This is a genomic window from Sulfurimonas sp. HSL3-7, assembly GCF_039645985.1.
GTDB lineage: Bacteria > Campylobacterota > Campylobacteria > Campylobacterales > Sulfurimonadaceae > Sulfonitrofixus > Sulfonitrofixus jiaomeiensis.
On record NZ_CP147919.1, the window covers coordinates 1,204,998 to 1,229,793 of the forward strand.

23 protein-coding genes are annotated in these 24,796 nt (G+C 49.9%); 13 read left to right on the plus strand and 10 right to left on the minus strand.

Translation table 11 applies throughout. From position 1 onward, the window contains the following. Window positions 1–33: 33 nt before the first annotated feature. From WCY20_RS06075 to budA, 3 genes are all read right to left on the minus strand, one after another. Complete coding sequence (locus WCY20_RS06075) at window positions 34–615, minus strand: TetR/AcrR family transcriptional regulator (RefSeq protein WP_345977817.1); 582 nt, start codon at window positions 613–615, stop codon at window positions 34–36. 89 nt (window positions 616–704) lie between these two features. Continuing rightward, window positions 705–1,913, minus strand: a complete 1,209-nt coding sequence (gene fabF, locus WCY20_RS06080; protein ID WP_345977819.1) for a beta-ketoacyl-ACP synthase II — start codon at window positions 1,911–1,913, stop codon at window positions 705–707. Window positions 1,914–2,287: 374 nt separating this feature from the next. Continuing rightward, on the minus strand, window positions 2,288–3,010 hold the full coding sequence (gene budA, locus WCY20_RS06085; protein ID WP_345977821.1) for an acetolactate decarboxylase: 723 nt from the start codon (window positions 3,008–3,010) through the stop codon (window positions 2,288–2,290). 277 nt (window positions 3,011–3,287) lie between these two features. On the opposite strand from budA, the gene WCY20_RS06090 reads away from it, so the two are divergent. Both WCY20_RS06090 and WCY20_RS06095 read left to right on the plus strand, forming a co-directional pair. Continuing rightward, window positions 3,288–4,172: a hypothetical protein gene (locus WCY20_RS06090; protein WP_345977823.1), complete on the plus strand. Its 885-nt coding sequence runs from the start codon at window positions 3,288–3,290 to the stop codon at window positions 4,170–4,172. 156 nt (window positions 4,173–4,328) lie between these two features. Beyond that, on the plus strand, window positions 4,329–4,481 hold the full coding sequence (locus WCY20_RS06095; RefSeq protein WP_345977825.1) for a hypothetical protein: 153 nt from the start codon (window positions 4,329–4,331) through the stop codon (window positions 4,479–4,481). Between the two features lie 161 nt (window positions 4,482–4,642). Here the strand turns inward: WCY20_RS06095 and WCY20_RS06100 are convergent, their stop codons facing one another. Both WCY20_RS06100 and WCY20_RS06105 read right to left on the minus strand, forming a co-directional pair. Continuing rightward, a complete protein-coding gene (locus tag WCY20_RS06100; RefSeq protein ID WP_345977826.1) occupies window positions 4,643–4,978 on the minus strand; it encodes a hypothetical protein in 336 nt (111 codons plus the stop codon). A gap of 146 nt (window positions 4,979–5,124) precedes the next feature. Continuing rightward, complete coding sequence (locus WCY20_RS06105) at window positions 5,125–5,808, minus strand: endonuclease V (protein ID WP_345977828.1); 684 nt, start codon at window positions 5,806–5,808, stop codon at window positions 5,125–5,127. A gap of 243 nt (window positions 5,809–6,051) precedes the next feature. On the opposite strand from WCY20_RS06105, the gene WCY20_RS06110 reads away from it, so the two are divergent. The 4 genes from WCY20_RS06110 to ftsH all read left to right on the plus strand — a co-directional run bounded on the left by WCY20_RS06110 (window position 6,052) and on the right by ftsH (window position 11,751). Then, window positions 6,052–7,278: a diguanylate phosphodiesterase gene (locus tag WCY20_RS06110; protein ID WP_345977829.1), complete on the plus strand. Its 1,227-nt coding sequence runs from the start codon at window positions 6,052–6,054 to the stop codon at window positions 7,276–7,278. Between the two features lie 71 nt (window positions 7,279–7,349). Continuing rightward, on the plus strand, window positions 7,350–7,943 hold the full coding sequence (locus tag WCY20_RS06115) for a GDSL-type esterase/lipase family protein (RefSeq protein ID WP_345977831.1): 594 nt from the start codon (window positions 7,350–7,352) through the stop codon (window positions 7,941–7,943). Window positions 7,944–8,053: 110 nt separating this feature from the next. After that, complete coding sequence (locus tag WCY20_RS06120; protein ID WP_345977833.1) at window positions 8,054–9,658, plus strand: cation:proton antiporter; 1,605 nt, start codon at window positions 8,054–8,056, stop codon at window positions 9,656–9,658. 224 nt (window positions 9,659–9,882) lie between these two features. Beyond that, the gene (ftsH, locus tag WCY20_RS06125) at window positions 9,883–11,751 is read left to right on the plus strand and encodes an ATP-dependent zinc metalloprotease FtsH (RefSeq protein ID WP_345977835.1); all 1,869 of its coding nucleotides are present in this window, start codon (window positions 9,883–9,885) and stop codon (window positions 11,749–11,751) included. 85 nt (window positions 11,752–11,836) lie between these two features. Here the strand turns inward: ftsH and WCY20_RS06130 are convergent, their stop codons facing one another. The 4 genes from WCY20_RS06130 to WCY20_RS06145 form a co-directional block, all read right to left on the minus strand. Next, window positions 11,837–12,394: a hypothetical protein gene (locus WCY20_RS06130; RefSeq protein ID WP_345977837.1), complete on the minus strand. Its 558-nt coding sequence runs from the start codon at window positions 12,392–12,394 to the stop codon at window positions 11,837–11,839. A 133-nt stretch (window positions 12,395–12,527) separates the two neighbouring features. Then, entirely contained in the window at window positions 12,528–13,388 is an 861-nt protein-coding gene (locus WCY20_RS06135; RefSeq protein WP_345977838.1) for an SPFH domain-containing protein, read from the minus strand. A 1-nt stretch (window position 13,389) separates the two neighbouring features. Beyond that, entirely contained in the window at window positions 13,390–13,845 is a 456-nt protein-coding gene (locus tag WCY20_RS06140; RefSeq protein ID WP_345977840.1) for an NfeD family protein, read from the minus strand. A gap of 419 nt (window positions 13,846–14,264) precedes the next feature. Beyond that, window positions 14,265–15,077 (minus strand): DUF6597 domain-containing transcriptional factor, encoded by an 813-nt coding sequence (locus WCY20_RS06145; protein WP_345977842.1) that lies wholly within the window; start codon window positions 15,075–15,077, stop codon window positions 14,265–14,267. 242 nt (window positions 15,078–15,319) lie between these two features. Between WCY20_RS06145 and peaA the strand changes: the two genes are divergently transcribed. Genes peaA through WCY20_RS06180 form a run of 7 tightly spaced genes read left to right on the plus strand, consistent with a single transcriptional unit; the run spans window position 15,320 to window position 23,376 of the window. Then, window positions 15,320–16,879: a quinohemoprotein amine dehydrogenase subunit alpha gene (gene peaA / locus WCY20_RS06150; RefSeq protein WP_345977844.1), complete on the plus strand. Its 1,560-nt coding sequence runs from the start codon at window positions 15,320–15,322 to the stop codon at window positions 16,877–16,879. 9 nt (window positions 16,880–16,888) lie between these two features. Continuing rightward, window positions 16,889–18,271: a quinohemoprotein amine dehydrogenase maturation protein gene (peaB, locus tag WCY20_RS06155; protein WP_345977846.1), complete on the plus strand. Its 1,383-nt coding sequence runs from the start codon at window positions 16,889–16,891 to the stop codon at window positions 18,269–18,271. Between the two features lie 11 nt (window positions 18,272–18,282). Continuing rightward, complete coding sequence (gene qhpC / locus WCY20_RS06160; protein WP_345977848.1) at window positions 18,283–18,603, plus strand: quinohemoprotein amine dehydrogenase subunit gamma; 321 nt, start codon at window positions 18,283–18,285, stop codon at window positions 18,601–18,603. Window positions 18,604–18,618: 15 nt separating this feature from the next. Next, entirely contained in the window at window positions 18,619–19,746 is a 1,128-nt protein-coding gene (gene peaD, locus WCY20_RS06165; RefSeq protein WP_345977849.1) for a quinohemoprotein amine dehydrogenase subunit beta, read from the plus strand. A 12-nt stretch (window positions 19,747–19,758) separates the two neighbouring features. Then, window positions 19,759–21,417, plus strand: a complete 1,659-nt coding sequence (locus WCY20_RS06170; RefSeq protein WP_345977851.1) for an ABC transporter ATP-binding protein — start codon at window positions 19,759–19,761, stop codon at window positions 21,415–21,417. Further along, complete coding sequence (locus WCY20_RS06175; RefSeq protein WP_345977853.1) at window positions 21,410–22,045, plus strand: hypothetical protein; 636 nt, start codon at window positions 21,410–21,412, stop codon at window positions 22,043–22,045. Before WCY20_RS06170 ends, WCY20_RS06175 begins: the two co-directional genes overlap by 8 nt. Beyond that, window positions 22,042–23,376, plus strand: a complete 1,335-nt coding sequence (locus WCY20_RS06180; protein ID WP_345977855.1) for a tryptophan 7-halogenase — start codon at window positions 22,042–22,044, stop codon at window positions 23,374–23,376. The genes WCY20_RS06175 and WCY20_RS06180 overlap by 4 nt, the downstream gene beginning before the upstream one ends. Before the next feature lie 144 nt (window positions 23,377–23,520). On the opposite strand, the gene WCY20_RS06185 is transcribed toward WCY20_RS06180, so the two are convergent. Further along, entirely contained in the window at window positions 23,521–24,627 is a 1,107-nt protein-coding gene (locus tag WCY20_RS06185) for a GGDEF domain-containing protein (RefSeq protein ID WP_345977857.1), read from the minus strand. Window positions 24,628–24,796: the final 169 nt, after the last annotated feature.

Below are 24,796 nucleotides of genomic sequence, written 5' to 3' on the forward strand. Positions count from 1 at the left end.
AAGCAATCCATTTGCGAAGACGGTTCTTTTACATTATTTTTTATAATGCTTCAGCAGTATCAATAAGTAATCGGCGTGATGTAAAAAAGACGCTTTGGATGATAAAGATGGGGGCAATGAGATCTCTCCCCATATGGATGTAATGAAAAACCGTGCGGCAGCTTCAGTGTTGAACGGAGCCAACTCCTGGTCATCGACGGCTTTTGTCAACAGAGCCGACAGTTTGGAGACAAAGCCTTCAAAGCCTTTTGCAAGCACTGTTTCAAACTCTTTGTCCAAAGGGGCCATCTCCACCAGCAAACGGTGCATGGGGCATCCGTTGGCAATCAGAACTTCATGCGTGCCCATTTTGGTAAAGATGCGTTCAAGGCTCTGAAAAACGGTTTCATCGGGATATCTTGTAAAATCAAAAAACGCATCCATTCGGGGAAAGATACGCTCTTTGATAACGGCGAGGATCAGACCTTTTTTTGAATTGAAAAAGTGGTACATACTCCCTTTTGGAACGCCGGCATTTTTTAGAATGGATGCCGTAGCTGCACCGTGGTAACCATTTTTATAGACTTCAAGAAAAGCCGCATCCAATAGTCTTTCACGACCGTCATTATGTTTCATGCAAACAGTCCCTTGAACGTATTTTTATGAGATTATAACAAGTTCCTGGTGCTGCAGCCTGCATTACAGAAGTTTAGTCGTCGCCTGCGTTAAACACTCTTTGTAAAAATGATGGCGCCGTTTGTACCGCCAAATCCATAATTCGTGCTCATCACTGTCTGCAGTTGCTTTTTACGCGGCAGATTGGGAACATAGTCCAAATCACACGCTTCGTCTTTAGTGAGTTGATTGATCGTCGGGGGCATAATATTTTGATCTAATGCCATAATTGAAACAACGGCTTCAATAATACCTGTTGCGCCTAAGCAGTGTCCGGTGCTCCCTTTTACAGAGCTGACAGGCGGTACGGTGTCAAACACCTCTTTAAATGCTTTCGTCTCATTCGCATCGCCGAGCGGGGTGCTTGTCCCGTGCGCATTGATGTAGTCTATTGTCGGATTGTTTGCCATAGCTAAAGCCGCTTGCATAGCACGTACGGGCCCGTCTGTGGACGGTGTCGTAATGTGACCGGCATCAGCACTTTCGCCAAAGCCTGAAATTTTGGCATAGATCTTAGCACCCCGCTTTTGCGCATGTTCCAGTGTCTCTAAGACGAGTGCCCCGGCACCTTCGCCCATGACAAAGCCGTCTCGCTCTTTATCGAAAGGCCTGGAAGCGGTTTCAGGATCGTCATGGCGTGTCGAGAGCGCTTTCATCACACTGAACCCGCGAATGCCCATGGAGGATATCGTTGCTTCGCTTCCCATGGCGACCATGACATCGGCACCGCCGGTCATAATGGTCTTGGTAGCCTGTGTTATCGCATGCAGACCTGCTGTACATGCAGTCGTCGATGAGAGGTTGGGGCCTTTCAGGTCGTAGTAGATCGAGGCATAGCCGGCAAGCATATTGGTAATGGTGCCCGGTATGAAAAAAGGAGAGATCTTTTGACCCAAGGCATTTTTCTCAATATTGGTCTGGATCATCGGCAACCCGCCGATACCGGTCGCTGCGCTTACGCCCATACGGGTGCTGTCCAGCGATGCCGGGTCAAGGTTGGCATCGCTGAGCGCCTCTTTGAGCGCATGAAGACCGAGATGGATAAAACGGTCGCTTTTTTTGATATCTTTGGGATGCATGACGGTTTCAGGATCGAACTCTTTGACCTCGCAGGCAATCTGAACAGCATCATCACTTGCATCAAAATGGGTAATCTTACTGACACCACTGACCCCGTTTAGCATCGCCTGAAATGATTCGGGAGCACTGTTTCCGACACCATTGATCATACCGATCCCCGTGATAACTACTGTTTTCATTTGAACTCCTTTGTAACTGGATTGGCCTATTGAACAGGAGGTATAGCCCGCATGACATTGGTATCAAGAACGGTCATCTGTTTTGATTAGACTAAATTACATTCATCTGAACATTAGACCAATCGGTCTAGAGTGCAAGTTTACTTTGCTGACCCTTAATATAGACTGAACGGTCTAGCGACGCTTTTTTACCGGATAATAACTTTATAATCTGGATGTTCAACATGCAGCAAAGGAAATTTTCTAATGCGCTTCACGGCAAGAAAAAGGAGGGTGTCACCGCGCTTGACGCGGAGAATCTGCTGGAGCTGTTCAGCTAAGCCAAAAGAATTTGAAGAGCTGAGCTCTGATTCTTAACTCTTACTCCGGAGGGCTTATTTTTCCGCTTCCTCCAGCGCGGCAGACGTATCGCGGGAAAAGTCGCGGGTAAGGTAGTCGTGGGTCATCGGCAGGGAGAGCTCGAGGGCGTGGATGACCTGGATCTCTACGATGACCGTTTCCGGGCGGCATGAGAGCAGGTGGCCGCCGCGGCGCCGGTCGGATGTAAGAAAGTGCAGGTGCAGGCCCGGAACGTTGAGCGACGCCATGAAAGCGGGGGTGAAAAAGCCGGCGAGGCACCCTTCGGCGTCCTCAAAGTCGAAAGTATGCTGTTCGTGCGCCGCTTCGTCGAGCGGGCGGTAGTTGTGCTGTTTAGCAACGGAGCGCGCCTTGACGTGGCTGAAGCGGCCCGTGACGCGGATGGCGTAGAAAAGGTTGGGCGAAGGGAGCAGGCTTTCGAGGTGCTTGAGGAAAGTTTCGTACGCCATTGCTTCGTCGAATGCCGTCGAAAAGGTCGGTTCGAAGAAGGTGACGACAGCGAAAGGGGTATGCAGTCCCTCACTGACCTCACTCGCCTCACCGTCGGCGGTGATCTGGTAGATCCTGCCACCGAGCATCACCATCTCCCCGTCGAGGTCGTCGAAGGTTCCCAGGCCGAAGTCGCCGTGGCGTTTGACCTCGGTAAAGGGGATGTTCTCTTCGTATAAGCCCTCCACCAGGGCATTGACGGGGGCGCAGAGGTAAAGCGGGTGGGTCGAGGCGGTTCGGTCGGCGGGCATCGTCACTCCTTTTGCGAAGGCTGTTGTCTGTCCTTATCATACCACAGTAGCGGCATGTGTGCCATGAAAATCGACCGTGCTTACCGCCATCGGGCAGGAGAAGCCGATTCTCCCGAAATTCGCGCATTTTCAATGAAATGATGTATATGCGTCACTTTTCAGTCTGTTTTGTATCTAAAACTAACAAATTTAGTGTTCAAATATTTACCATTTAAGTCGGTATTGCATAGAATGTGTTCTTATAATATACTTAGCTGTAAAATAGAGGTAATAGTAAATGTCTAAAGAGCTTGTACTATCGAACAATGAAGCAAAGGCTTTCTCCGAAGCATTTGAGTATGCAAAGAAATGGTGCTCAGATAATCAGTGGGCGGTTGGTGTTGCTGAAATGGCAGTTGGAGCCAGTCTTGTTGCGTGGGGTGTTCATAATGGCGTTATAGAGATGGGTTCCCAATTGGTTGCAACTGAACTTGGTGGTTCAAATATTGAGTCAATGGCCGGAGCAGCTGGCGGCTCCGGTATAGGAGCTGTTGCGGGTTCAATAGTGGGCTCTATTGGCGTTGTAGGAATGGGGGGAGCAATTGGGATTCCTGCAGCCCTTGTGATAGGTGGTGCAGCTGTAGTACTAGGCATGGCAGGCTATACAGCAGGAGATGTAGCACACAATGCAACCAATGCTATAAACACTAATACTCTTGCAGCGAACGGTTCAGTTTTGTTGGTAGGAGTCGCCTTAATCATTGATGGAGCACGCAGGTGTATTAAAGACCCTAAGGTCTTGTCTGCATTGTCATTATTTAAAGAGAAAGTAGTAATTCTCAACGATTTATCATCGAAGATAATTGCTCAATCAATGGGAGAACTTCAGGGTTTTATTGAAGAGTTGAAAAAATTGCCGGAGGACATAATTGAGGCATCTGTCGGTACAGGAAGTGCTGCCCTTGGAGCAGGGCTTGGCGCTTCTGCTGGCGGTGCTGTTGCTGCAGGTTCGGTTACATTGCTTGGCTCACAGGCCCTCGGCGGAGCAGCCGTTTCTCTTGGTCTTGTCTCTGCGCCAATTTGGCCGATAGTAGCCGGTATTGCTGGTGGAGCGGGTATTGGCTATGTTGCGTACAAAGCAATAAAATATTGGAAAGAAAAACCTGATTTAGAAAGCAGCTAGCAAGTGTGCTTCGATTGTGCTGCACAGCATGCTCTCTAAACTTCAAGGACTGAAAATCAAATGATGAAGTTACTTTATTTTAATACAGTGGTAGGAACATTCTATATCGTAAAAGCTTCTGATGGCAGCTATCATCCTTATTTTGATGAACACGATTTGGGTCGTTATACAACCATTGTCGATGCGATAGAGGGTATCGCGTACAACACTTCACTGACACTGCTGCACCCGGAAATGGGTGACCCGCTTGACCCCAGTGACCTAGGTGTTCCTGATGATATCAGTGGTTGGCGTCCCGTTGATGAATAAAGGGGAACCTCTAAAATAGCAGGCTCATTTTCTATACTGTTTTATATAGAACACTTTGCGTACACTGTCATAGACAAAACAGCGAAGTTTCTTTTGAATGATGTTATGAACTCTTCAAAAGCCTTCAACTCTTTTAAGGCAGCCCGTTCATAGTATGAGACTTAGACTCTTGAGAGTAGTACTATGATAAACGGCACGGGACGTTTCGGTGCGCCTGCTGCGGCAAAGACGTCACAAAACGTAGTGGCGATTTTCCTGATCATATCTTTAGTGTATTCATGTTCGAACGCTTCATCAAGAATTTCCATCGTTTTGTCAAGAACAGTCTCAAATACGTTTGGGTTGTCAGAGTTAACTTCATAAGCGGCAAGATTTTTGTCAAAACTACAGGCATGGTGAAAGATATTGAAGTTTTGTTCAATATCTTCATCGGTTAAGTCGTTGAGTAAATTGTATTCGCGGACGAATTTAATGACCTCGTGTAATTTGCAGACCATATTATTCCTTTTGTATTGTTTCTAGATGATATGCATAATCTGTGCACATAACGGATATGGCTATGTCACAGTAAGTACACCTACCTAGTTATCCGCCCACTATACTGTTTCTATTTGTCATTCTCAAGGAGATAGATTTAAGCACATCAGTACTCACCGCGAAGCTGTTTGGTATAGCTGTCCGCCAGACGGGTGGGCATCGGTAGCCGGTACTTTCCGTCAACAAAGTGCAGGGTGATCCTGAGCGCATCCTCCAGCGTAATAAGGTTGCCCGCTGAGACGAAGACCGGTTTCGTGCCGATCTTTGAACGCAATACGGCCCCGATCTTTTCCTCATTGTCATAGACGTAGCGGTAGCTTCCGAGAGTATTTTCCGGCTCTTCATATGTTCCGAAAAAAGGGTTTTTCGCAATCCCGATCGTCGGTCTGTCGACAAAAAAACCGGCATGGGTCGCCAGCCCCATGCGTCTGGGGTGGATCCGTCCCTGGCCGTCGAAAAAGAGAAGGTCCGTCTCCGTTTCGAGCTTCTCCCACGCTTTGAGAAAAAGGGGAAGTTCACGAAAGGCCAGGAAACCCGGATGGTAAGGGAGAGTTGCGTCACCGACGGCATAGGCGGTGTCGACGACCTCCCTGCTTTTGAAATCGAATGTGATGATGACGGCGACCCCTCTTTTGCGGGAGGTGTCGTAGCCGACATCCACGCCGCTGACGAAACGGGGCTCTTTTGCGAGCGGGGTGTCGCATATTCGGGTGCGGAGGCTTTTCTGGATTCCGGTCATCTCCTGAAAACTGAGCCCTTCAAGGGGGTGTATCTTCCTGTATGTCATCATCACTTCTTGTTACGTTAATGAACTATTATGCCACAGTTACATAATACAAGCTGTCTCATCGTAATGGAAAACAGGCAATGTTAAAAGGAGCGAGCAGGAGAACAGAGAGGGTTGCTTTGGAAACATGACGGTCGTAATGTGCGCGGAGTCCTTAAATCTGGAACCTGCTGTAAGACCGCGTTTGATTCTTATGGATGGTATGGTAAAGTAGTATCAAAACGTGTCTAAAAAGAGGGGGAGATCATGTCCCAACTTATTCAGATCATTTACTGCAGTGCAGCCAAACATCTCTTCAGCAAGAGCGAGCTGGTGCATCTGCTTGCCAAATCGCGCAGCAACAATCTAAAAAACAGCGTGACCGGCATGCTCCTCTATGCCGAAGGAAGCTTCTTCCAGGTACTGGAGGGGGAACCTGAGGTCGTAGAGAGGCTGTTCGAGACGATCAGGCACGATCGGCGCCACAGAGATGTCACGCTCATCATACATGAGCCCATTGCGGAGCGTACGTTCGGTGACTGGACGATGGGGTACGCGGACATCACCTCCAAGGAGGTCGACGAGCTCCTTGGGGCCAACGATTTTTTCGGTACAGAAGAGTCTTTTACACGTCTGGGACAGGACCGGGCCATGAAACTGCTTGAAGCTTTCAGACATGGCCGCTGGCGGGTAAGGCTGAGTGATAACGCCGAGCTGTCGGATATCCAAGATTCCACGGGTGCCCCCGATAGCTCTGTACCGTCAGCGGGCACCCCGTCAGGGCTTCCGCCGCATCCGGATTACACTTTCGCTTTCCAGCCCATCGTCAATGTCAAAAACGGTACCATCTTCTCTTACGAAGCGCTGCTTCGGGGCTTGGACAACGAATCCGCCGAAAGCATCCTGCAACATGTGGAGGAGAAGGAAATGCACAGGTTCGACGAGAAAAGCAGGATACTGGCCATCGAAATGGCCGCAAAGCTGGGGCTCTCCGCCCGTCTGAACCTCAATTTTCTCCCCAGGAGCGTGGACTCTTCGCCGACGGCGATCTCCTCGATACTGCAGACGGCAAAGCGGTGCGGTCTGCGAGAGGACCAGATCGTGCTGGAGATCCTGGAGCGGGAGATCATCGACGATTTCGACTACTTCAATGCGGTCCTTGACGATTATCGCGGTTCGGGGATGCACTTTGCGATCGACGACTTCGGCTCCGGGTACGCGGGGCTGAACCTCCTGGCAGAGTTCCAGCCCGATCTGATCAAGCTCGATATGGAGCTGGTCCGCGGCATCGACTACAGAGGACCGCGCCAGGCGATAGTGCGGGGCATCATCCGCACCTGCGAGGATCTTGGGATCGACATCATCGCCGAGGGTGTCGAGACACCGGAGGAGTACAGGTGGCTGCACAACGAAGGGATCGAGCTCTATCAGGGACGTCTGTTTGCCGGACCGGCCTTTGAAGCACTGCCGGTAACGTATAGGATGCCGGGTTGACATAAACTCGCCTTTGAGTACCGCGATACGTTGCATGTAAGAACGGAAAAATAGTAACAATAAGGACAACATTGAAAGATATTCGCATCTGCTATGTCGGTGACTCGTTTGTCAACGGGACCGGCGATCCTGACAAACTGGGCTGGGTAGGCCGGCTGAGCCGGAATGCCGAGAGTGACGGTATTGAGATCACGCACTACAACCTTGGTATTAGGCGGGAGACCTCTAGCGATATAGTGCAAAGGTGGGCGTCGGAGTGCCGTGCGAGGCTGCCCGATGGCAGTGATAACCGGGTGGTCTTCTCCTTCGGGGTCAACGACGCTGTCGTCGAGAAAGGCAGCCCGAGAGTCGGGGTTGATGTAAGTGTGGTCAATGCAAGAGCGATTCTGACGGAGGCGCTGAGGACTTATGCTGTCATCATGGTCGGGCCGCCGCCGATCGATGACGATGCGCTCAACGTAAAGATCAGAGAGCTCGATGAGAAGTACGCAGGCCTCTGCCGAGAGCTGAAGGTACCCTACCTCTCCGTCTTTGACCGGCTGGCCGGTGATGCGGTGTGGAACTGCGAGGTCAAGGGCAATGACGGCGCCCACCCTCGCGCAGAAGGGTACACACGGCTGGCCGAGTACATCCAAAGTTGGGAAGGGTGGTGGTTCAGGAACTGACAGAATATTGACCATGTTCTGAAGAGATCGTTCGCAAAAGAGCAGGGATTGCATCTATTTTATACATGCCTGCCTGCAGAAGCCGCCGTTTTATAGCCTATACTTCGTTTATGGAACATCTACTACTCGCCATCTTTTTGACACTGGCCATCGCGGCGGTGCTGAGCATCGTTTTGAAACGCTTCGGCATCTCGCACATCATCGGCTACATCATGACCGGGACGATCATCAGCTACCTCTTCGGTTTCAACGGACTTCGCATCGACACGCTCGACCTTGTCGGGGAATTCGGTATTGTCTTTCTGATGTTCACGATCGGGCTTGAGCTCAGCTTTAACAAGATCAGGAAGATGAAAGAGATCCTTCTTGCCAACGGGTTGCTGCAGGTGGTGCTCAGCGTCGCCGTCATCTTTCTCATGGCCTATTCTGTCTTCGGCCTGGACTTCAACACCTCCATCATCGTCTCGCTGGCCTTCTCGCTCTCCTCGACGGCGATCGTGCTGACCTACCTGAAACAGTCCAAAGACATCCTCACGCCGTACGGGCAGAAGTCAATGGGGATACTGATCTTTCAGGATCTGGCGGTCATCCCCATTTTACTGCTGATCACCTTTTTGTCCAACAACGACCTCTCCATCGGCGAGGTGCTCGTCAAGACGGTTCTTTCGGCCGTCGTCGTGGTCGCCGTAATGTTTACCGTCGGCGAGAAGACGGTCAATGCGCTGCTGAAGTTCTCAGCCAAGACGGAGCTCGAAGAGCTCTTTTTGGGCTCGGTCTTTGCCATCGTTATCGGGGCTTCCCTGCTGGCGCACGAGATGGGCTTTACCTATTCGCTGGGGGCTTTTATCGCGGGGATGATCATCGCCGACACCGACTACAATGTCAAGGTCGAATCGGACATCGCCAGCTACAAAGACCTGCTGCTTGGCATCTTCTTCTTCAGCGTCGGGACGAAGATCGACGTGCTCTATTTTGTGCAGAATATCCATATCATCCTCTTCGTCTTTGTGCTGGTGATGCTTTTCAAGGCCGTTGTCATTTATGCCATCATCAGGCGTAGTTCCGACAAGAACACCTCGGCCAAGACCGCACTGGCACTGGCCCAGGTGGGAGAGTTCTCGTTTGCGGTCTTTGCACTGGCGGGGTCGCAGGGACTCATCACCAAAGAGACGGCCAGTTTCCTCATCCTTGTGAGCGTTATTTCGATGATCCTGACCCCATTCGTCATCAACAACATCTACAAACTCTCCTCCTACTTTGAAAAAGAGTTTTACGAGGCGGACGTCATCACCCCGATCGGCCTGAGAGAGCATGTCGTCGTTGCCGGATTCTCCATGCTCGGAAAGATCGTCGCAAAAGATCTGAAAGAGCGGGGCGTCGCCTTCGTCATCATCTCCGACAACCTCAAGCATGTCCTGCATGCGAGGAAACTGGGCTACATGGCTTACTTCGGCCACCTGAACAAACTGCCCGTTCTGGAGTCTTTGAAGGTCGACCAGGCGAAAGCTGTCATCCTGACCGTGAACAGCGAACACAACAAACGGCTCATCAGCGAAGCGGTGCACAGCTTTTCGGACCATGCCAATATCATCATGAAGATCGACAGCGCGGAGGAGCGCAAGCAGATGCGGGATCTGCATGACGTTGAGTTCGTCGATGCGAGTTTCGAAGTCTCAAACCTGCTGGTCGACCGTGCTATGAGACATAGCGCTTGAACGTCAGGTGTCCGAAATGCGGAGGTGAACCGCTCGGGCATGTCGTGAAGCAGGTCGTCAACAGAGACAACACGTTTGAGGATGGCAGCAGCAAAAATGAAGAATGGGGTGTAATTGATTATAAGGGGTACCTCTAAAGAGATGTTATGATTAAATAGGTCATCGCAACAGTACTCGCTATCCGATCATGGCAAAAAAAGTTATAATCAATAAAAGGATCGTGTATGCCTCTTAATAAACCCCCATTGCCCGATACGCTGAAAAAAAGTCCGTGGTCCAATCTTTTAATGCTCCTTTTCCTGGTTGCGTCACTTATGGTTCTTTATAACTTTTTTGGCGAGCAAAAAGAGGTCGAAACACTTTCATACAACAGTTTCAAAACAGAGATCGGACAGGGGACGATCAAAGAGATAATGATAGACAAGGATCAGGTGACTGCCGCTGGCAGGAGAGTACCGGGGCAGAAGCCCCATTATTACAGGACCGTACTCCCGCCGTTTCAAGATAAAGCATTCTTTGACCTCCTGGAAAAGCATCACGTGGAGATACGCGTAAAATCCCAGAAAGAGTCCGCTTTATGGGTTGCCCTCGTCTCAATGCTCCCATGGCTGCTGTTTTTATGGCTCATCTTTTTCTTTGCCTCCAGAATGAGACAGCATATGGACAATGTGCAGGGTGGACTTTTAAACTTCATTAAATCAACCGCCAAAAAATACGAAAAGAGACGAAGTGCCATCGGATATGACGATGTGGCGGGGTTGGAGAATGCGAAAAAAGAGCTGGCCGAAGTCGTGGACTTTCTGAAAAACCCCGTAAGGTACGAACAGATCGGGGCACAGATACCCAAAGGCATCCTTCTGATGGGTCCTCCGGGTACAGGCAAGACACTTCTGGCCAAGGCGGTCGCCGGGGAGGCGGACGTTCCCTTTTTCAGCATCAGCGGTTCCGAGTTTGTGGAGGTGTTTGTCGGGGTAGGCGCTTCCAGAGTGCGTGACCTGTTCGAGTCTGCAAAGAAGGAGGCGCCGGCCATCGTTTTTATCGATGAGATCGACTCCATAGGCAGGGCACGCGGTGCGGGAATCGGCGGCGGCTATGATGAAAAGGAGCAGACCCTCAACCAGATCCTATCGGAGCTCGACGGTTTTGAACCCAACGAGCAGGTAGTCGTCCTGGCGGCCACCAACCGCCCGGACATACTCGATCCTGCCCTGCTGCGTCCGGGAAGGTTTGACCGCAAGATCATCCTGGCGATGCCTTCGAAAGAGGCCAGAGAGAAGATTCTGCAGATCCATACGAAAAAGGTCCGAAAAGAGGCCTCCGTCGATCTTGCCAAGCTGGCGAAGCTGACGGTGGGATTCAACGGAGCCGATCTCAAAAACCTTGTCAATGAAGCGGCCATGTATGCCGCCAGGCAGAAAAAAGAGAAGGTGACGCAAGATGATCTGCTCTATGCCCGCGACCGCATTCTGATGGGGATCGAACAGGAGTTTGCCATGGACGAAAAAGACAAAAAAAGAGTCGCCATCCATGAGGCTGGGCATGCCCTGACGGCGCTGCTGCTCAAACATGCCGATCCGCTGGAAAAGGTCAGTATCATCCCCCGTGGCTGGGCACTTGGCGCTACGGAACAACTTCCCAAGAAAGACATGAGGAACTTCCCGCAATCGTACCTCTTGGACAAGATCGGTGTTATGCTCGGGGGCAGAGTCTCCGAACAGATCCTGCTCCATGAGCTCTCTTCAGGAGCGGCGAACGACCTTGAAGAGGCTACCGCACTGGCTGTCCATATGGTATGCCAATGGGGGATGAGCAGCGAGATCGGTCCGGTCCACTACAAACGGGGGGAGGAGCATGTCTTTCTGGGACGGGAGATGGCCATGCCGAAAAACTTTAGCGAAGCTACGGCCAAGCTGATCGATGACGAAGTGAGAATGCTCATCACCCAAAAAGAGGAGGAGGTGACCAGGCTGCTGAATGTGCACAAAGAGGAGCTCACCCTTCTCGCTGAAGAGCTGCAGGAACGAGAGACAATGAACAAAGAGGAGATCGAAATACTGTTGCAGCACTCCAAAAAGACTTCGTCCGCCGAATAGAATTGTCTCGCAACTATGGTGAAGAATTACAGACGTTTGTTTTTTGTTGAAAATAGAATCTATCCTCCCTATAGGAGGGAGGCTGTCAGTTCGTCGCTATGAAACTCTGTTCTATATTGGAAACAGGGACTTTTTCTTTGGTGATCGGTTCGATCAGCTCCGTATGAAACGATTCGCCCAGCAGCATCTTTGTCAATACCCGGCGCCGGGCATTCTCAAACGGGACGCCTCTTCTTTCAATTTCGCAGATGGTGAGGTCATACCCTTCGGGTACGAAGATATCGCCGAAGTATAGCTTTCCGGTATGCTCTGACGGATCGATCTTTATGTGCCCGGTAATGTCGGTTTCGTAAAAATGGATCATATAGCCGCTGTGATAGGCCATTTTTGTCGACCATACTGCTTTATCGCCGTTATGGATCGGGTCGTGCCTACTGACGGTGTGGTAGGTCTTGGCGTTGATTGTCATGGTCGTATCTTCGATAATATACCCCTGTCCTGCCGTCATCGCCTTGACAATAATACTGGCATCCGCGTCGCGAAGGGCGAGTTTTTCGTCAGATCCGCCGACAACGGTGACCGAGTTGCCAAGTACGGCTATATAATCTTTTATTCTTGCATTATTGGTGATCTTAACTGTCATTGACACTCTTCATTAAAATTACCATATTATAATGGAATTATGCAAAAGAGAACATAAGGTTGGATCGTCAGGGCGGTTCACACTGCCAAAAACAGTGCGATCGACAGACGGAGTGAGCAGAAGGTGGTGGGTACTACCCTTTGTTGAAAATGGAGCCCATCATCCCTTTGACGGTCGCCTGAAGATCGGCGGGGTAGACGACGAACTTGCTGTTCTCCGATTTGGAGAGCTGGTTCAATGAATCGATGTAGCGGTCGCCGAGCAGGAACATCGCAGGGAACTCTTTGCCCTCCGTCGCCTGCGTGATGTCGGCGATGGCAGTGGCGGAGGCTCTGGCCAGCGCTATCTGCGCATCGGCCTCTTTCATGGCCGCTTCAAGTTTGCCCTGGGCCTCAAGGACCATGGCGTTCTTCGTTCCTTCGGCCCGTGTCTCGACGGCGCGTCTCTCACGCTCTGCCGCGGCCTGCTGCTCCATGGCGTGTTGCATGGACTTGGACGGGGTGATGTCCTGGATCTCCACGGACTTGACCGTAACACCCCAGTCGGCGAGGTCGTCGATGATCTCGCTTTTCAGACGGGCTTTGATGGATTCGCGGTTGGAGAGGGCTTCGTCGAGTTTCATCTCCCCGATGATCGAACGCAGCGTCGTCATGATCAGGCTGCGGATCGCCTCCCGGAAATCCTCGACGCCGTAGATGGCGTCCTGTGGTTTCGTCACGCGGATGAAGGCGATGGCATTGGCCAGGATGACCGCATTATCGCTCGTGATCACCTCCTGCTGCGGGATGTCGAGGATGATGTCGCGCGTCGAGACCTTCTCGCGTACCGAGTCGATGAAGGGGATGATGAGGTTGAGCCCCGGGTTCAGGTTCCTCGAGTACTTCCCGAGACGTTCGATGACCCACTCTTCACCCTGGGAGACGATCCTGATCCCCTTGAAGAGAACGACGATGACACCGATGACGATAACCAGCAATACATAGAGACTTTCCATTCTATACCAACCTTTTCACATACATTAATTGACCGCGGATCTCGATGATCTCGACCCGTGTCTCTTCGTCTAGATCCTCGTCGGCAATAGCGAACCACTGGGTATCGCCCAACACCGGCGCATCGAACTTCACCTTCCCTTTTTCGCCTTTTCTGATCGTTTCGACCACGGTTCCGTAGACATCGAACGAGTTGTCGGACTGCCCGGCGCGTGAAGGGGTTTTAGGCTTGAAGACCTTGAACCAGAGATAGATGAAGAGCACTGAGAGGACGATCCAGACTGCCAGCTCGACGGTAAAAGAGGTCCCGAGGGCAAGGTCCATAAACCCTACGATGAGGGCAGAAAGACCCAGCCAGACAGTGATAAACGAGGGGATAAAGATCTCCGCGACGACCAGTATGCTGCCGAGGATCAGCCAATGCCACCAAAGCATATGGGAACTCAAAAATTCGATCATCAAAACTCCTTGACAACGATAGTAACCAAAATAAACTTACATAAAAGGCCTGCGCAGCAGGGCTCTCAGCGTCGCGGAACAGAGGTGATCGCTTATCGAGGGGATGTCATAAAAACTTTACACAGTTCCTGCCGCTCTCTTTTGCCATATAGAACGCTTTGTCAGCACGTTGTATGATACTGGTTATCGTGTCATTGTCGCGATAGGTCGTAACCCCAAGACTTGCTGTCTACGGACTGACACTCGTGAACACATGGCACTCTATTTCGTGATGTTCTTTGTCATTGGGATGAATGCCGTGCAACCGGGCTATTAGAGCTTGATCTTTTGCGTGTTCCATGCGAACACGTGTACATCGTCATAAAACACTGTTCTTGTATGTAGCAGACCGACCGATTATGGTGTGATCAAGGTGCGTATCAACAATAGATATTACAGGTGTACTGAAGATAGTCCTGTGAGTTGAGCAGAAACTCTTTCGGGGTTTTGCCTGAAAAGAATTTAAACTCCTTGATAAAGTGGGATTGGTCAGTAAACTGGTTGGCAAGCGCGATCTGGCTGAATTTTAGGTTGCACTCATTTTGTTTAATGTATTTAAGTGAGTTGTAGAACCTGTTGATACGGTGGATCGTGTTTGGATTGAGTCCGGTGGACTCTTTTATCTTCCGTTGGATCTGTCGTGTTGAAAGACTCTGCTGCAGGTAGAAATGGTCGAGATCTCCTTTTCTGACAAGGTCCGATGTGCTCAGAAGCAGGGCGTCAGGACGGAACCTCTGATAGAAGAGCTTGTAGAGAAAATCGTTCAGACAGTTCAGCGAGAGCTCGACGTTCCCCTTGTAGCGGATCAGTTTTTCGAGTATGGATTCGTCAAAATTAAGTGAAAGCTCTTTGACATTGTACATTCTGTGTTCCATCGCAGTGATCGGAATACCGAAGAGGTTGAAAAAGACGCCGGGGTACAAGGTCACATCAACCGCATACAACTCATCGTTGAGTGCCGTTGCATACTTTTCCATCGAAGGCGGCGAGATATAGATGCCGTATTCGAGCGTCGATCCGTAACAAAAAGAGTTTTCGGTGTGATTGGTTAATATAAAGGTAAGACAGACACAACCGTCAGGCATGATGATCTTCTCCTCCATCTTCTCCTTGCCATCTTGTTCAAGAAACCAGATCACTTTTACCCAGTCTTTTAACTTATCATCCGGTAGATACATACTGTGTTTAAACAAAAGTAACCCTCATCGAGAAATATAACTATGTCAATAGTAGCACTTATCAAATTGGGGCAGAATAGGCAGTTGTATAAATATTGAGCATAGATGTCGTATATTTACTATACCTCAGAGAGGCCCAATTCCTATAATTACCGCATCACAAATCTTTACACAAAGACTGAAGAGTGTGAAATATCTATTTTAGGAAGTGAACCTTGAATTACAACAGGTTATATAAATTTGGACTTGGTGCCATATTGTCTTCAGTACCGCTATTTGCAGCAGTAGATGCAAAAATGGGTGCTGAAATAATTAATAGTAAATGTACGGCATGTCACAGCGGGACCCTTGGGACGGGACTGAGCAGAATCTCAGACCAGAGAAAGTCGCCGGAAGGGTGGTACATGACGATCTCCAGAATGCAGCGTCACGGCCTGGACCTTACAACAGAAGAACGCATGAGTGCCGTGAAATATCTCTCTGACAACCAGGGGTTGACACCGGATGAACTCATGCCGTATGTCTATGTATTGGACAAGACGCCGAACGCTATGGAAGAGGGCAAAGATGAGCTGTTGACTGAGATGTGCGTACGCTGTCACTCGGAAGCACGCATCGGTCTTCAGAGACGAACGGCGGACGAATGGAGAGGACTGGTCAATTTCCATGTCGCTCAATTCATCTCGTTCGAAGTACAGGCTCAGGCGCGTGACAGAGACTGGTTCGGTGTCGCCAATAACGAGATCGTACCTTACCTCGAAGCCAATTTCGGTAAAGATGAAAAGGTGTGGAAAGCGTATCAGGAGTCGATCAAAGGTTTTGAACTTCCTCTAAAATGGAGTGTCTATGGTCACACGCCTGGCAAGGGTGATTTTAAAGCAGACCTGACTTTTACCAAGAACAGCGACGAAACCTATGCGGTCACGATGCTCTCAGAATATGCTGACGGTGAGAAAGTGACAGCCGAAGGTACAGGTATTGCCTACAGCGGTACGGAAGTAAGAGCCTCTTTGGAGCAAAACGGTGTGGCAATGCAGCAGATCATGCACGTCAACGCGTCGGACGGCACTTTCACGGGTCGTGTCTACGAAACACTGCACAACGAGAACGGAAGCTATCTGAAAGCGACGGCAGCAGACAAAAAAGAGACGGAGATCGCCGGTGTTTATCCTAAAGCGCTAAAAGCGGGCGAGAGTACGACACTAACGATCGTCGGTTCAAATCTTGGCGGGACAGTATCACTCAACGGTGATGTAAAAGTACTCAAGACACTGAAGCAGAACGAGAACGAGATCGTGCTTGAAGTGCAAGCGGACAAGGCTGCCAAAACCTCACAGAGCAGTATCACGATCGGCAGTGCTGTGTTTGAAAACAGCTTTGCGGTCTATGAAAAAGTGGACTATGTAAGTGTAACGCCGGACTATGCCGTCTCAAGAACGGGAAGCGAAGCGAAAAATTCTAAAATTCTTAAACAATATGCGACCTTTGAAGCGATCGGTTTCAGTAACGGTGCTGACGGAGAACAGGGAACTGAGGACGACGTAAATCTTGGTGTCTTGCCGGTGACCTGGAATATCGAGCCGTTCGATGAGCAGGCAATCAAAGATAAAGATGTTCTGTATGCCGGAAGTATTAACCGTTATACAGGAATGTTCACGCCGAGTGAAGACGGTTTGAACCCTAAACGAACGTATTCGACGAACAATGTCGGGAACCTCTTTATCGTGGCGACTTACCTTCAGGACGACGGGCAGATCGACGGGAAAGCACACCTTATCGCTACGGTGCCTAAATTCGTTAATCCGCCGATCAATTAAGGGTGTCCTATGAGCATTTTGAATGTAAAGAATTACAATCTTATCAGAACGAATTACCATCTCATGAAAGTGGATGAAAAAGAGGTCCTGTTCCATATTCCGAGTTCGTCTGTTTTCGAACTCTCTGGAGAGAGTTCAAAGGTCTTAAGACAGCTCGAAAATGAGGAAGATATCGACCCGGGACATGTCGAGATACTTGAAGAGTTCAGAGAGTTGGACATTCTGGGTGCCAAGTTCTTCCTAAAAGAAGAACCGACAAAAATAGAGACGTTCCCGGCAAAAGCGCTGGTGCTGAATGTCACTTCGGGGTGTAACCTGAGTTGTACCTACTGTTACAAAGAGGATCTGACCTCGTTGAAGAACAGCGGTGATATGACACTCGAAATAGCCAAAGATGCGATCGACCTCTTTTTTAAAGAGTCCCCGTATCTACCGGAGTATTCGATCACCTTTTTCGGCGGTGAGCCTATCAGCAATCTGCCGCTGATCAAAGAGATCATCAGTTATGCCAACGACTTCTTTGGCAGTAAGGGACTCGGGATCGGGTACGGGATGACAACGAACGCCACCTTGCTGACAGATGAGATCATCCATTATCTGCACGACAATAAAGTGGACTTGACGGTCAGTATTGACGGACCCGAAGCGCTTCACAACAAGACGCGCGTCTATGAGGGCGGAAAAGGAAGTTATGAACGAGTCGTCAAAAACCTCTCATCCCTTCTTTCGATCTATCAAGACAGAACGGTCGGGGCAAGGGTAACGCTGACGAGAGGCGTGACGGACATCGAGGCCATCTGGAATCACCTCCGCCATGATCTGAACTTTAAAGAGGTTGGTTTTGCGCCGGTCACGTCCGGAGAGAGCGATATGTTCAACCTTTCCGATCGCGATCTTTCAAAGGTCTTTGATGGGTTCAGAGTTTTAGCGGACGATTATATTGCCGAAGCGATCAAAGGAAACTTCAACGGGTTCTCCAACCTGCACAGGACGGTGACCGACATCCATGAAGGCAGAAAGAAAAAGCTGCCTTGCGGTGCGGGCGTCGGTCTGCTGTCGGTCTCGTATAAAGGCGATATCGATCTCTGCCACCGTTTTACCGGTTCGGAGTATCCTTCTTTCGGAAGCGTTGCCAAGGGGCTCGATAAAAAAGCACTTTCGACCTTCCTCGAAAAGCGGGCGAACGACAAAGGGACCGACTGCCAGACCTGCCGCATCAGAAACCTCTGTGCGGGCGGCTGCTACCACGAGAGCTACATCAAGTACGGGACACCTGAAAAGTCTGTCCTTCATTACTGCGATGAGATGCGTGACTGGATCGATCTGGCGATCTATGCTTATGTCAAGATCAAGGCCGGAAACCCGGAATTTTTTACAAAATATTTTAAATAAGGGAAGAAAAGATGAAACATTTAAAACCAATAACACCAAAGGCAGAGCTTTTGGAAGAGGCTGTTGAAAGCGGTACCGCCAAAGAGGTCGTCGCGATGTCGAGTATCGTCGGCTGTGTCACAACGTTCGATCCGGGCTGGGAAGTCGATGAGGATGGAGGACTTGCGAGTCTCTGCCAGCCTCTGCAGGCAGACTTATACGGTTGTTCCGATCCGTGCTGGTGGCCGACACAGGTACCGGATACCTCGTCGAGCTACAAAAAGTGGGCTGACAAATCCCCGTCAACGAAAGACGACTGGCGGGAACTTGACAATGTGTATCCAAAAAAATAAGGTGAGGGAAAAGAGATGCTAAACAAAAAAATTACTATAAACATAATAGGTCTTGTAGCTATGTCTATGGCGTTTTCAGGCTGTGCAAAAACGGCCTTGACTGAGAAAGCGCCAACGGCAGACTCGGGTCAGGATTATCTGGTCACAATGACGAGACCGAACAACCTTGTCCTGGTCGATCTTGAGACAAATAAAGTGATCAACGAGTGTAAAATCGACGAAAGCTTCTCTCCTGGAGGGGTTATACTCGCACCGGATTACAAGACGGCCTACATCATCGGCGGCTTCGGCGAAGAGATTGCCGGCTATGAGATCGACACCTGTAAAAAGGTCTTTCATACCTCTTTGACGCAGGGTGACATCAAGGGGCAGACTCTTTCAGGTCTTGCCGTCAGTGAAGACAGCAAGAAAGTCTATGTCATCTATAATAGAACAAAGATGGGACTGGACCGTTATACGGTTCTAGACCCGATGTTCTCTGTTTATGATGTCAAAGACGGGCTTGATGCAAAAGAGGTGAAGAGCTTCGTGATACCGAGACAGATGACGGAGATCAGTACAGCCTATGACGGTACGGTTTTCGGGATCGGTTCGGCCCTCTATGAGATCAACCCGAACACGGGCGATATCAAAGTCGTCAAAAAGATCGTCGGGTGGGACAGAAAAGGTTACAGCGACGCGGACTCTGCCGGGAATTACCTCATAGGACAGCAGCAGGGTGATTTCTCGACACTGTATGCGACCTTGAAGTATGAAGACCCGGATGTCCCTTCTGAAGATGGGACCTGGTACTGGGGTATTACAAGTGTGGACCTGAGAACAAAAGAGGTGACGCAGGTTGAGTTTACGGAGTATGAGACCTTGATGTTTACGGCGATCAGAAGTCCGAACGATTCGAACATTCTTTACGGTTCACTCAATGACTTGAGCAAGTTCGATATTAAAAATCAGAAGGTGCTCAACCGTATCACACTGGATCACACCTATTACAGTGTCGTTCCTTCGCCGGACGGCAGCAAATTGTATGTGGGCGGTTGTTTGGATGACATTACCGTTTATGACGAAGCAACGTTCGAAAAACTGGGCAAGATCCACCTCTCCGGCGATATGGGTGCGGCAGCAATGCAGATCTTCCATAAATAAAAAGTAGAAGAGATGTTTTCTGCAATGCCGCCATTGATCAAAAATACGATCCTTCCGCTTCTGAAAGAGAACAGGAGAGGGTTTTTTGTCATCTTCCTGTTGTCGACGCTCGTCTCTTTGAGCGGCGCATTGCAGCCATTTATCATGCAGCACATCATCGACGATGCGCTGCTCTCGGCTAACCTGGATCAGCTCTTTATCCTGGTTGCCGTATCGTTTTTCCTGACCATCTTTGCTATGTTCATCAGCAGTGTCAACGAACTTTTTTACACTTCGACATCGATGAATGTGCTGTTTGCGTTCAGAGAGAAGATCTTCGCAAGACTCTTTCTGCACAACAAACAGTTTATGACCCGTTACCACTCGGCCGATCTTATGTCAAGGGTGCAGGGTGATGTCAGCGAACTGCAGCGTTTCTTTACGGACTCGCTCTTCGCGCTCTTCTCAACTATCATTAGTCTTGTGTTTATCTCGGTCATCATCTATGCGTATAACATAAAACTAATGATACTGATCATCGTCTTCCTGCCGATCGAGTTCTTCTGTCTAAGGCCGCTCTACCCGCATATGCATGACAGTACCAAGAATGTACGTGAAAGCACGTCGGACATCAGCAAGTTTTTTATAGAGAGTTTCCGCTACATCCCGGTGCTCAAAAACCTGGGGGCGAAAGAGGGGACCATCGCTAAACTGGGCACGATCCAAAACGACTATAAAGAGGTCGTTATAAAGAACAAGAAACTCAATCTGCTCTTTACGCAGCTGCCTGCTTTCATCTCGTTGCTGGGCAAAACCCTTATTATCTCATACGGCGGCTACCTGACCATCAACGGGGAGCTTAAACTGGGTGAGCTGATCGCGTTTTTGACCTATTTCGGCATGATCCTGGCCCCGGTCAATACGATACTGGGGATCATCAACAACCTGCCCAAAGTCAAAGTCAGTCTGAACAGGGTAATGGAGATCCTGCCGAACGAGGAGCAGCCCAAAAGATTCCGCGCTGAGCGTTTCGATATTGCCGTAGAGGGACTCTCCTTCGCCTACGGGGACAATGTTATCTTCGAGGGTTTGAACCTCTGCATCGCAGAGAAGAGCAAAATAGCGATCATCGGCAGGAACGGCATCGGTAAAAGTACCTTTGGCGACCTGCTGTGCGGTCTGCAGTCATGTACTCAAGGAACCGTTTCGATCGGCATGCAAGAGATAGGCAAAGAGAACTTTACGAACCTGCACCATTACATCGTCAAACTGGAACAGACGCCGGTCATCTTCGACGACACGCTGCGCGGGAACCTGCTGCTGGCCAAACCGGACGCGAGTGACGAAGAGCTGATCGCCTCTCTGGAGCAGACCGGGATGCTGGCATGGTTCGAGAGCCTGCAAGAGGGGCTGGAGACCAATATCTACGAAGCAGGGGACAACCTCTCCGGCGGGCAGAAGCAACGGATCGCACTCTCAAGGATCATCCTGCTTAAACCAAAGATCATTATTCTCGACGAGTTTACCTCCGCGATCGACCGGAAAGATACCGAGTGGTTTTTTGAGAACATCACCGGGCTCTTTCCGGAGGCTACAATCGTTGCCATAACGCATCATCTCGACATGTTGCGCCATTTCGACACGGTCTATGAACTCGATGAGCAGACCTTCAAGGAGGTGAAACATGGCTGAGAGAGAGGTGTTTGTAGCGCTGATCGACAGCGGCTGCAGTTTCGAGACCTACTACAAGGCGGCCATAGAGGTTGAAGCAAAGAGACCGAAGGTGGTCGAGCCGAAAGCAGTACGTTTCAAACACGGCGACACGGTCGGCGCGATCATTACGGAGGCAGCCAATGTCGCACTCTATGATATCCAGGTTTTCGACGAACGTCTGGCAACGACACCGTTACATGTTCTCGGGGCTTTGGAGTACATGATGGAAAAGAAGGTCGACCTTATCCATCTGAGTCTGGGGCTAAAAACGAACTACAGGGAGATCGAATCGCTTTGCGAAGCATTGATTGAAAAAGGGGTCGCCATCGTCGCCTCTTTTCCGAGAGCGGGGGCGGAGTTTGTCTACCCGGCCTCGTATGACGGTGTCATCAGCGTGACCTCGGACGGCATGTGCGCCGAGGGCGAGGTCAGCCTGCTTAACGAGAAGAGACTGATTTTCGGGGCCAATCCTTTGTCAAATGTTGAGGGTGTGGGCGGTTCCAGTGTTGCCGTCGCAAAATTCACCAGGCTCTTCTGCCGCTATCTCGGGGAAGGCTATAGTCGGGATGAGAGCCTGGAACTTATAAAGAAAGGGGCTATACGATGAGTAGTGAAAAGAGCTGTCTGGTCCTGGGTGCAGGCATCGCCGGTGTTACCACGGCGATCGGGCTGAAAAAGCTCGGTTTCGGGGTGACGCTTTTTTATAAAAGACGTCCTTTTACCGCTTATGAAGGTTTTTCGGAAAAGACGAAAGAGGGGCTGCTCTCAAGCGGCTGCAGCAGGGCTTCACGGCTGCTTGAAATCGAGTCGGTCCGAAATGCCAACTGGGCTGAAGCGTCTGAAAAAGTCAATTACGAATATGTCGTCTGCCGCGATGATCTCGACCGTGCGCTGCTCGAAGATGCCGGGTCCTCCGGCGTCGTCTGTGTGGAGGCGACGGTGGTCGGCGGCATCGACTGCAGTGAAGCGCGGCCGAAGGTCGGCTATAAGTACAACGGCCGCCAGTTCGAATCGGCGGCGGATTTTATCGTTGACGCGAGGGGAAGGTTTACCCCTTTCAAAGAGGCCTATGTCTGTGGACCGAAAAGCTTTTCCATTCTTCAGGAGCTCGAGATAGAAGCGATGAATGAAAAACGGACCTCAATTGACTCAACGCAGGACGGCTGGGTGTGGCAGGCCTATGTCGGCGGTAAACGGGGGTATGTACAGTTTACCTGCGACGAAAGCACGGCGGCGTCAGTCAACAGTTTTGAGGACCTTTTGGCACTGCTGAGCGGACAGAACGCGGAGCTGTGGAGTCTGAAGAGTGCGAAACCGGTGAAACGGATCGTTAAAAGGGATGCCTACAGCAAGCTGCACAGAGAGATCATTAATGAGAAGATGATGCTGGTGGGTGATGCGGCGTCCAGCATTGACCCGCTCTCAGGAAACGGTGCCTTTCAGGCGATGAGTATGTCGAGTATCGCCCCTTTCGTTGTCAACACGATTTTAGAGGGCAGTGCCGATGAAAAGCAGACTGCGATCGATTTTTACAAAGAGCGGGTCCGTTTGATCTTTGACAAGTTCTCGAAGGTGGGAAGGGATTTTTACAGACTCGAACAACGCTATGAGAGCGGTTTCTGGCAGGAACGTCAGAACTGGCCTTCGGAAGTATCTGCAGGTGTGCAGACCCTTCCGCGCATTGAAAAAAGAGCCGTTGTGAAAGTACCGAATATCCATGCTCAGGAGGTCGTTATTACGAAAAGCAACCCGATGGGTGTCTGTTACTACGGCGATCTCGAAGTGGTAGCTCTCGCAAGGCTGTGTCTTGAAAATACGCCTGAACAGTCGTGGAACTATGTGGATGATTTTTGCAGGGACCGGGCGCTACCTTCTGCAACAGCCAATTCCCTGAAACATTGGCTTGTATCACAGAACATAGTAAGTATCAGTCATTGATATCTTGTTCGCCATGCGCGGATTAATAGTGTTATGAAGCTGTATGGTGTGTCCAAAGTGGTCTGTAACCATGAAAGAGCTATCCATCACGGTAAGATTACTATATAAGGTAATCAATTGTTTATACTGTCGGCTGCGCAGCACTCATATGAATTCGATGCGGTTTCTGCCCTTTTCTTTTGCTGCGTAGAGCGCACTGTCCGCTCTTTTGATGATCGATGCGATGGTGTCGCCGTTGTTATAGAGCGTCACACCGAAGCTTGCTGTTACGTCTCCGACCTTTTCAAAAGTATGGTTTTCGATTTTCTGGCGGAGTTCTTCCGCCAATGTCAGGAGCTCATCGGTATTCGTTTCCAGGTAGATGATAATAAATTCTTCGCCGCCCCAGCGCACGGCTTTGTCAGTCGAACGAAGATGCTCTTTGATCAGCTCCGCTATACTCACGAGAACGGCATCGCCCACCTGATGCCCGTAGTTGTCGTTGACGTTCTTGAAGTGGTCTATGTCCAAAACGACTATCCCGAAGGCATGCCCGAAACGCTGGCTCCGGTCCAGTTCGTTTTGCAGGATCTCGTCGAGCCTGGTGCGGTTGAACAGCTCTGTCAATTTATCGGTCACCGCTAAGCGTTCGAGCTGATCGTGGTTAAGAAAAACACGTTTATTGGATCTTTCCAGAAGGTAGGCGCCCAAAAGACCGAACGAGAATGCCGAAAACATCCAGAAAAAATGCATGATGAAAAGTTCTTGCGGAAGCGGGAAGAGGAAAAAGGTCGTAATAAAGACGACCGTGAATGTTGAGAATGCGCTGAGTGTTGCCTGCATCAGCCGCAGTCCGGAGACGGTGAATGTCCAGAACAGTATAAGATAGAGCTCAGTCAGGTAGGTGGCAGGATTGTCTACATTCGCAACGATAACCAGGTTCCCGACAGACGCACCAATAGGTGCCAGGAGCAGCAAAGTGACCGCTAACTCGGGAAGTTTTTTTGAAAAGGAAAGCAGACTTATTAAAAACAGGACAGGCGCGATAAGATATAAATGGATCGTTGTCATCATCGGTACCATTTGCGGGGGCGCGACATAATGGTCCAGCAGAGAATATATCACATACAGGGTTCCGGTAAGAAAACTTACAGCAGAGATCTGTAGACGGTTTAACGAGGCGAGCCACGTATTGAACTCTTCTTCGACTCTTTTGTTTTGAAAGTGATTGGGATGGAAATGATGATATGAGTCTATTTGTTTGTCTGTCATAGGGCAAATATCCTCGTTTTAGATAGGTGGTTTTTCTCAGTTATGAATGATCTTATCAAAAAATGATTAGACAGGTAATAATAGATGTTGGCCATTCCGAGCTTAATTCTAACATACAGTTTAATGCACCTCTGACATTTTTGGTTACAAAACGTTGTATAAGTTTTAA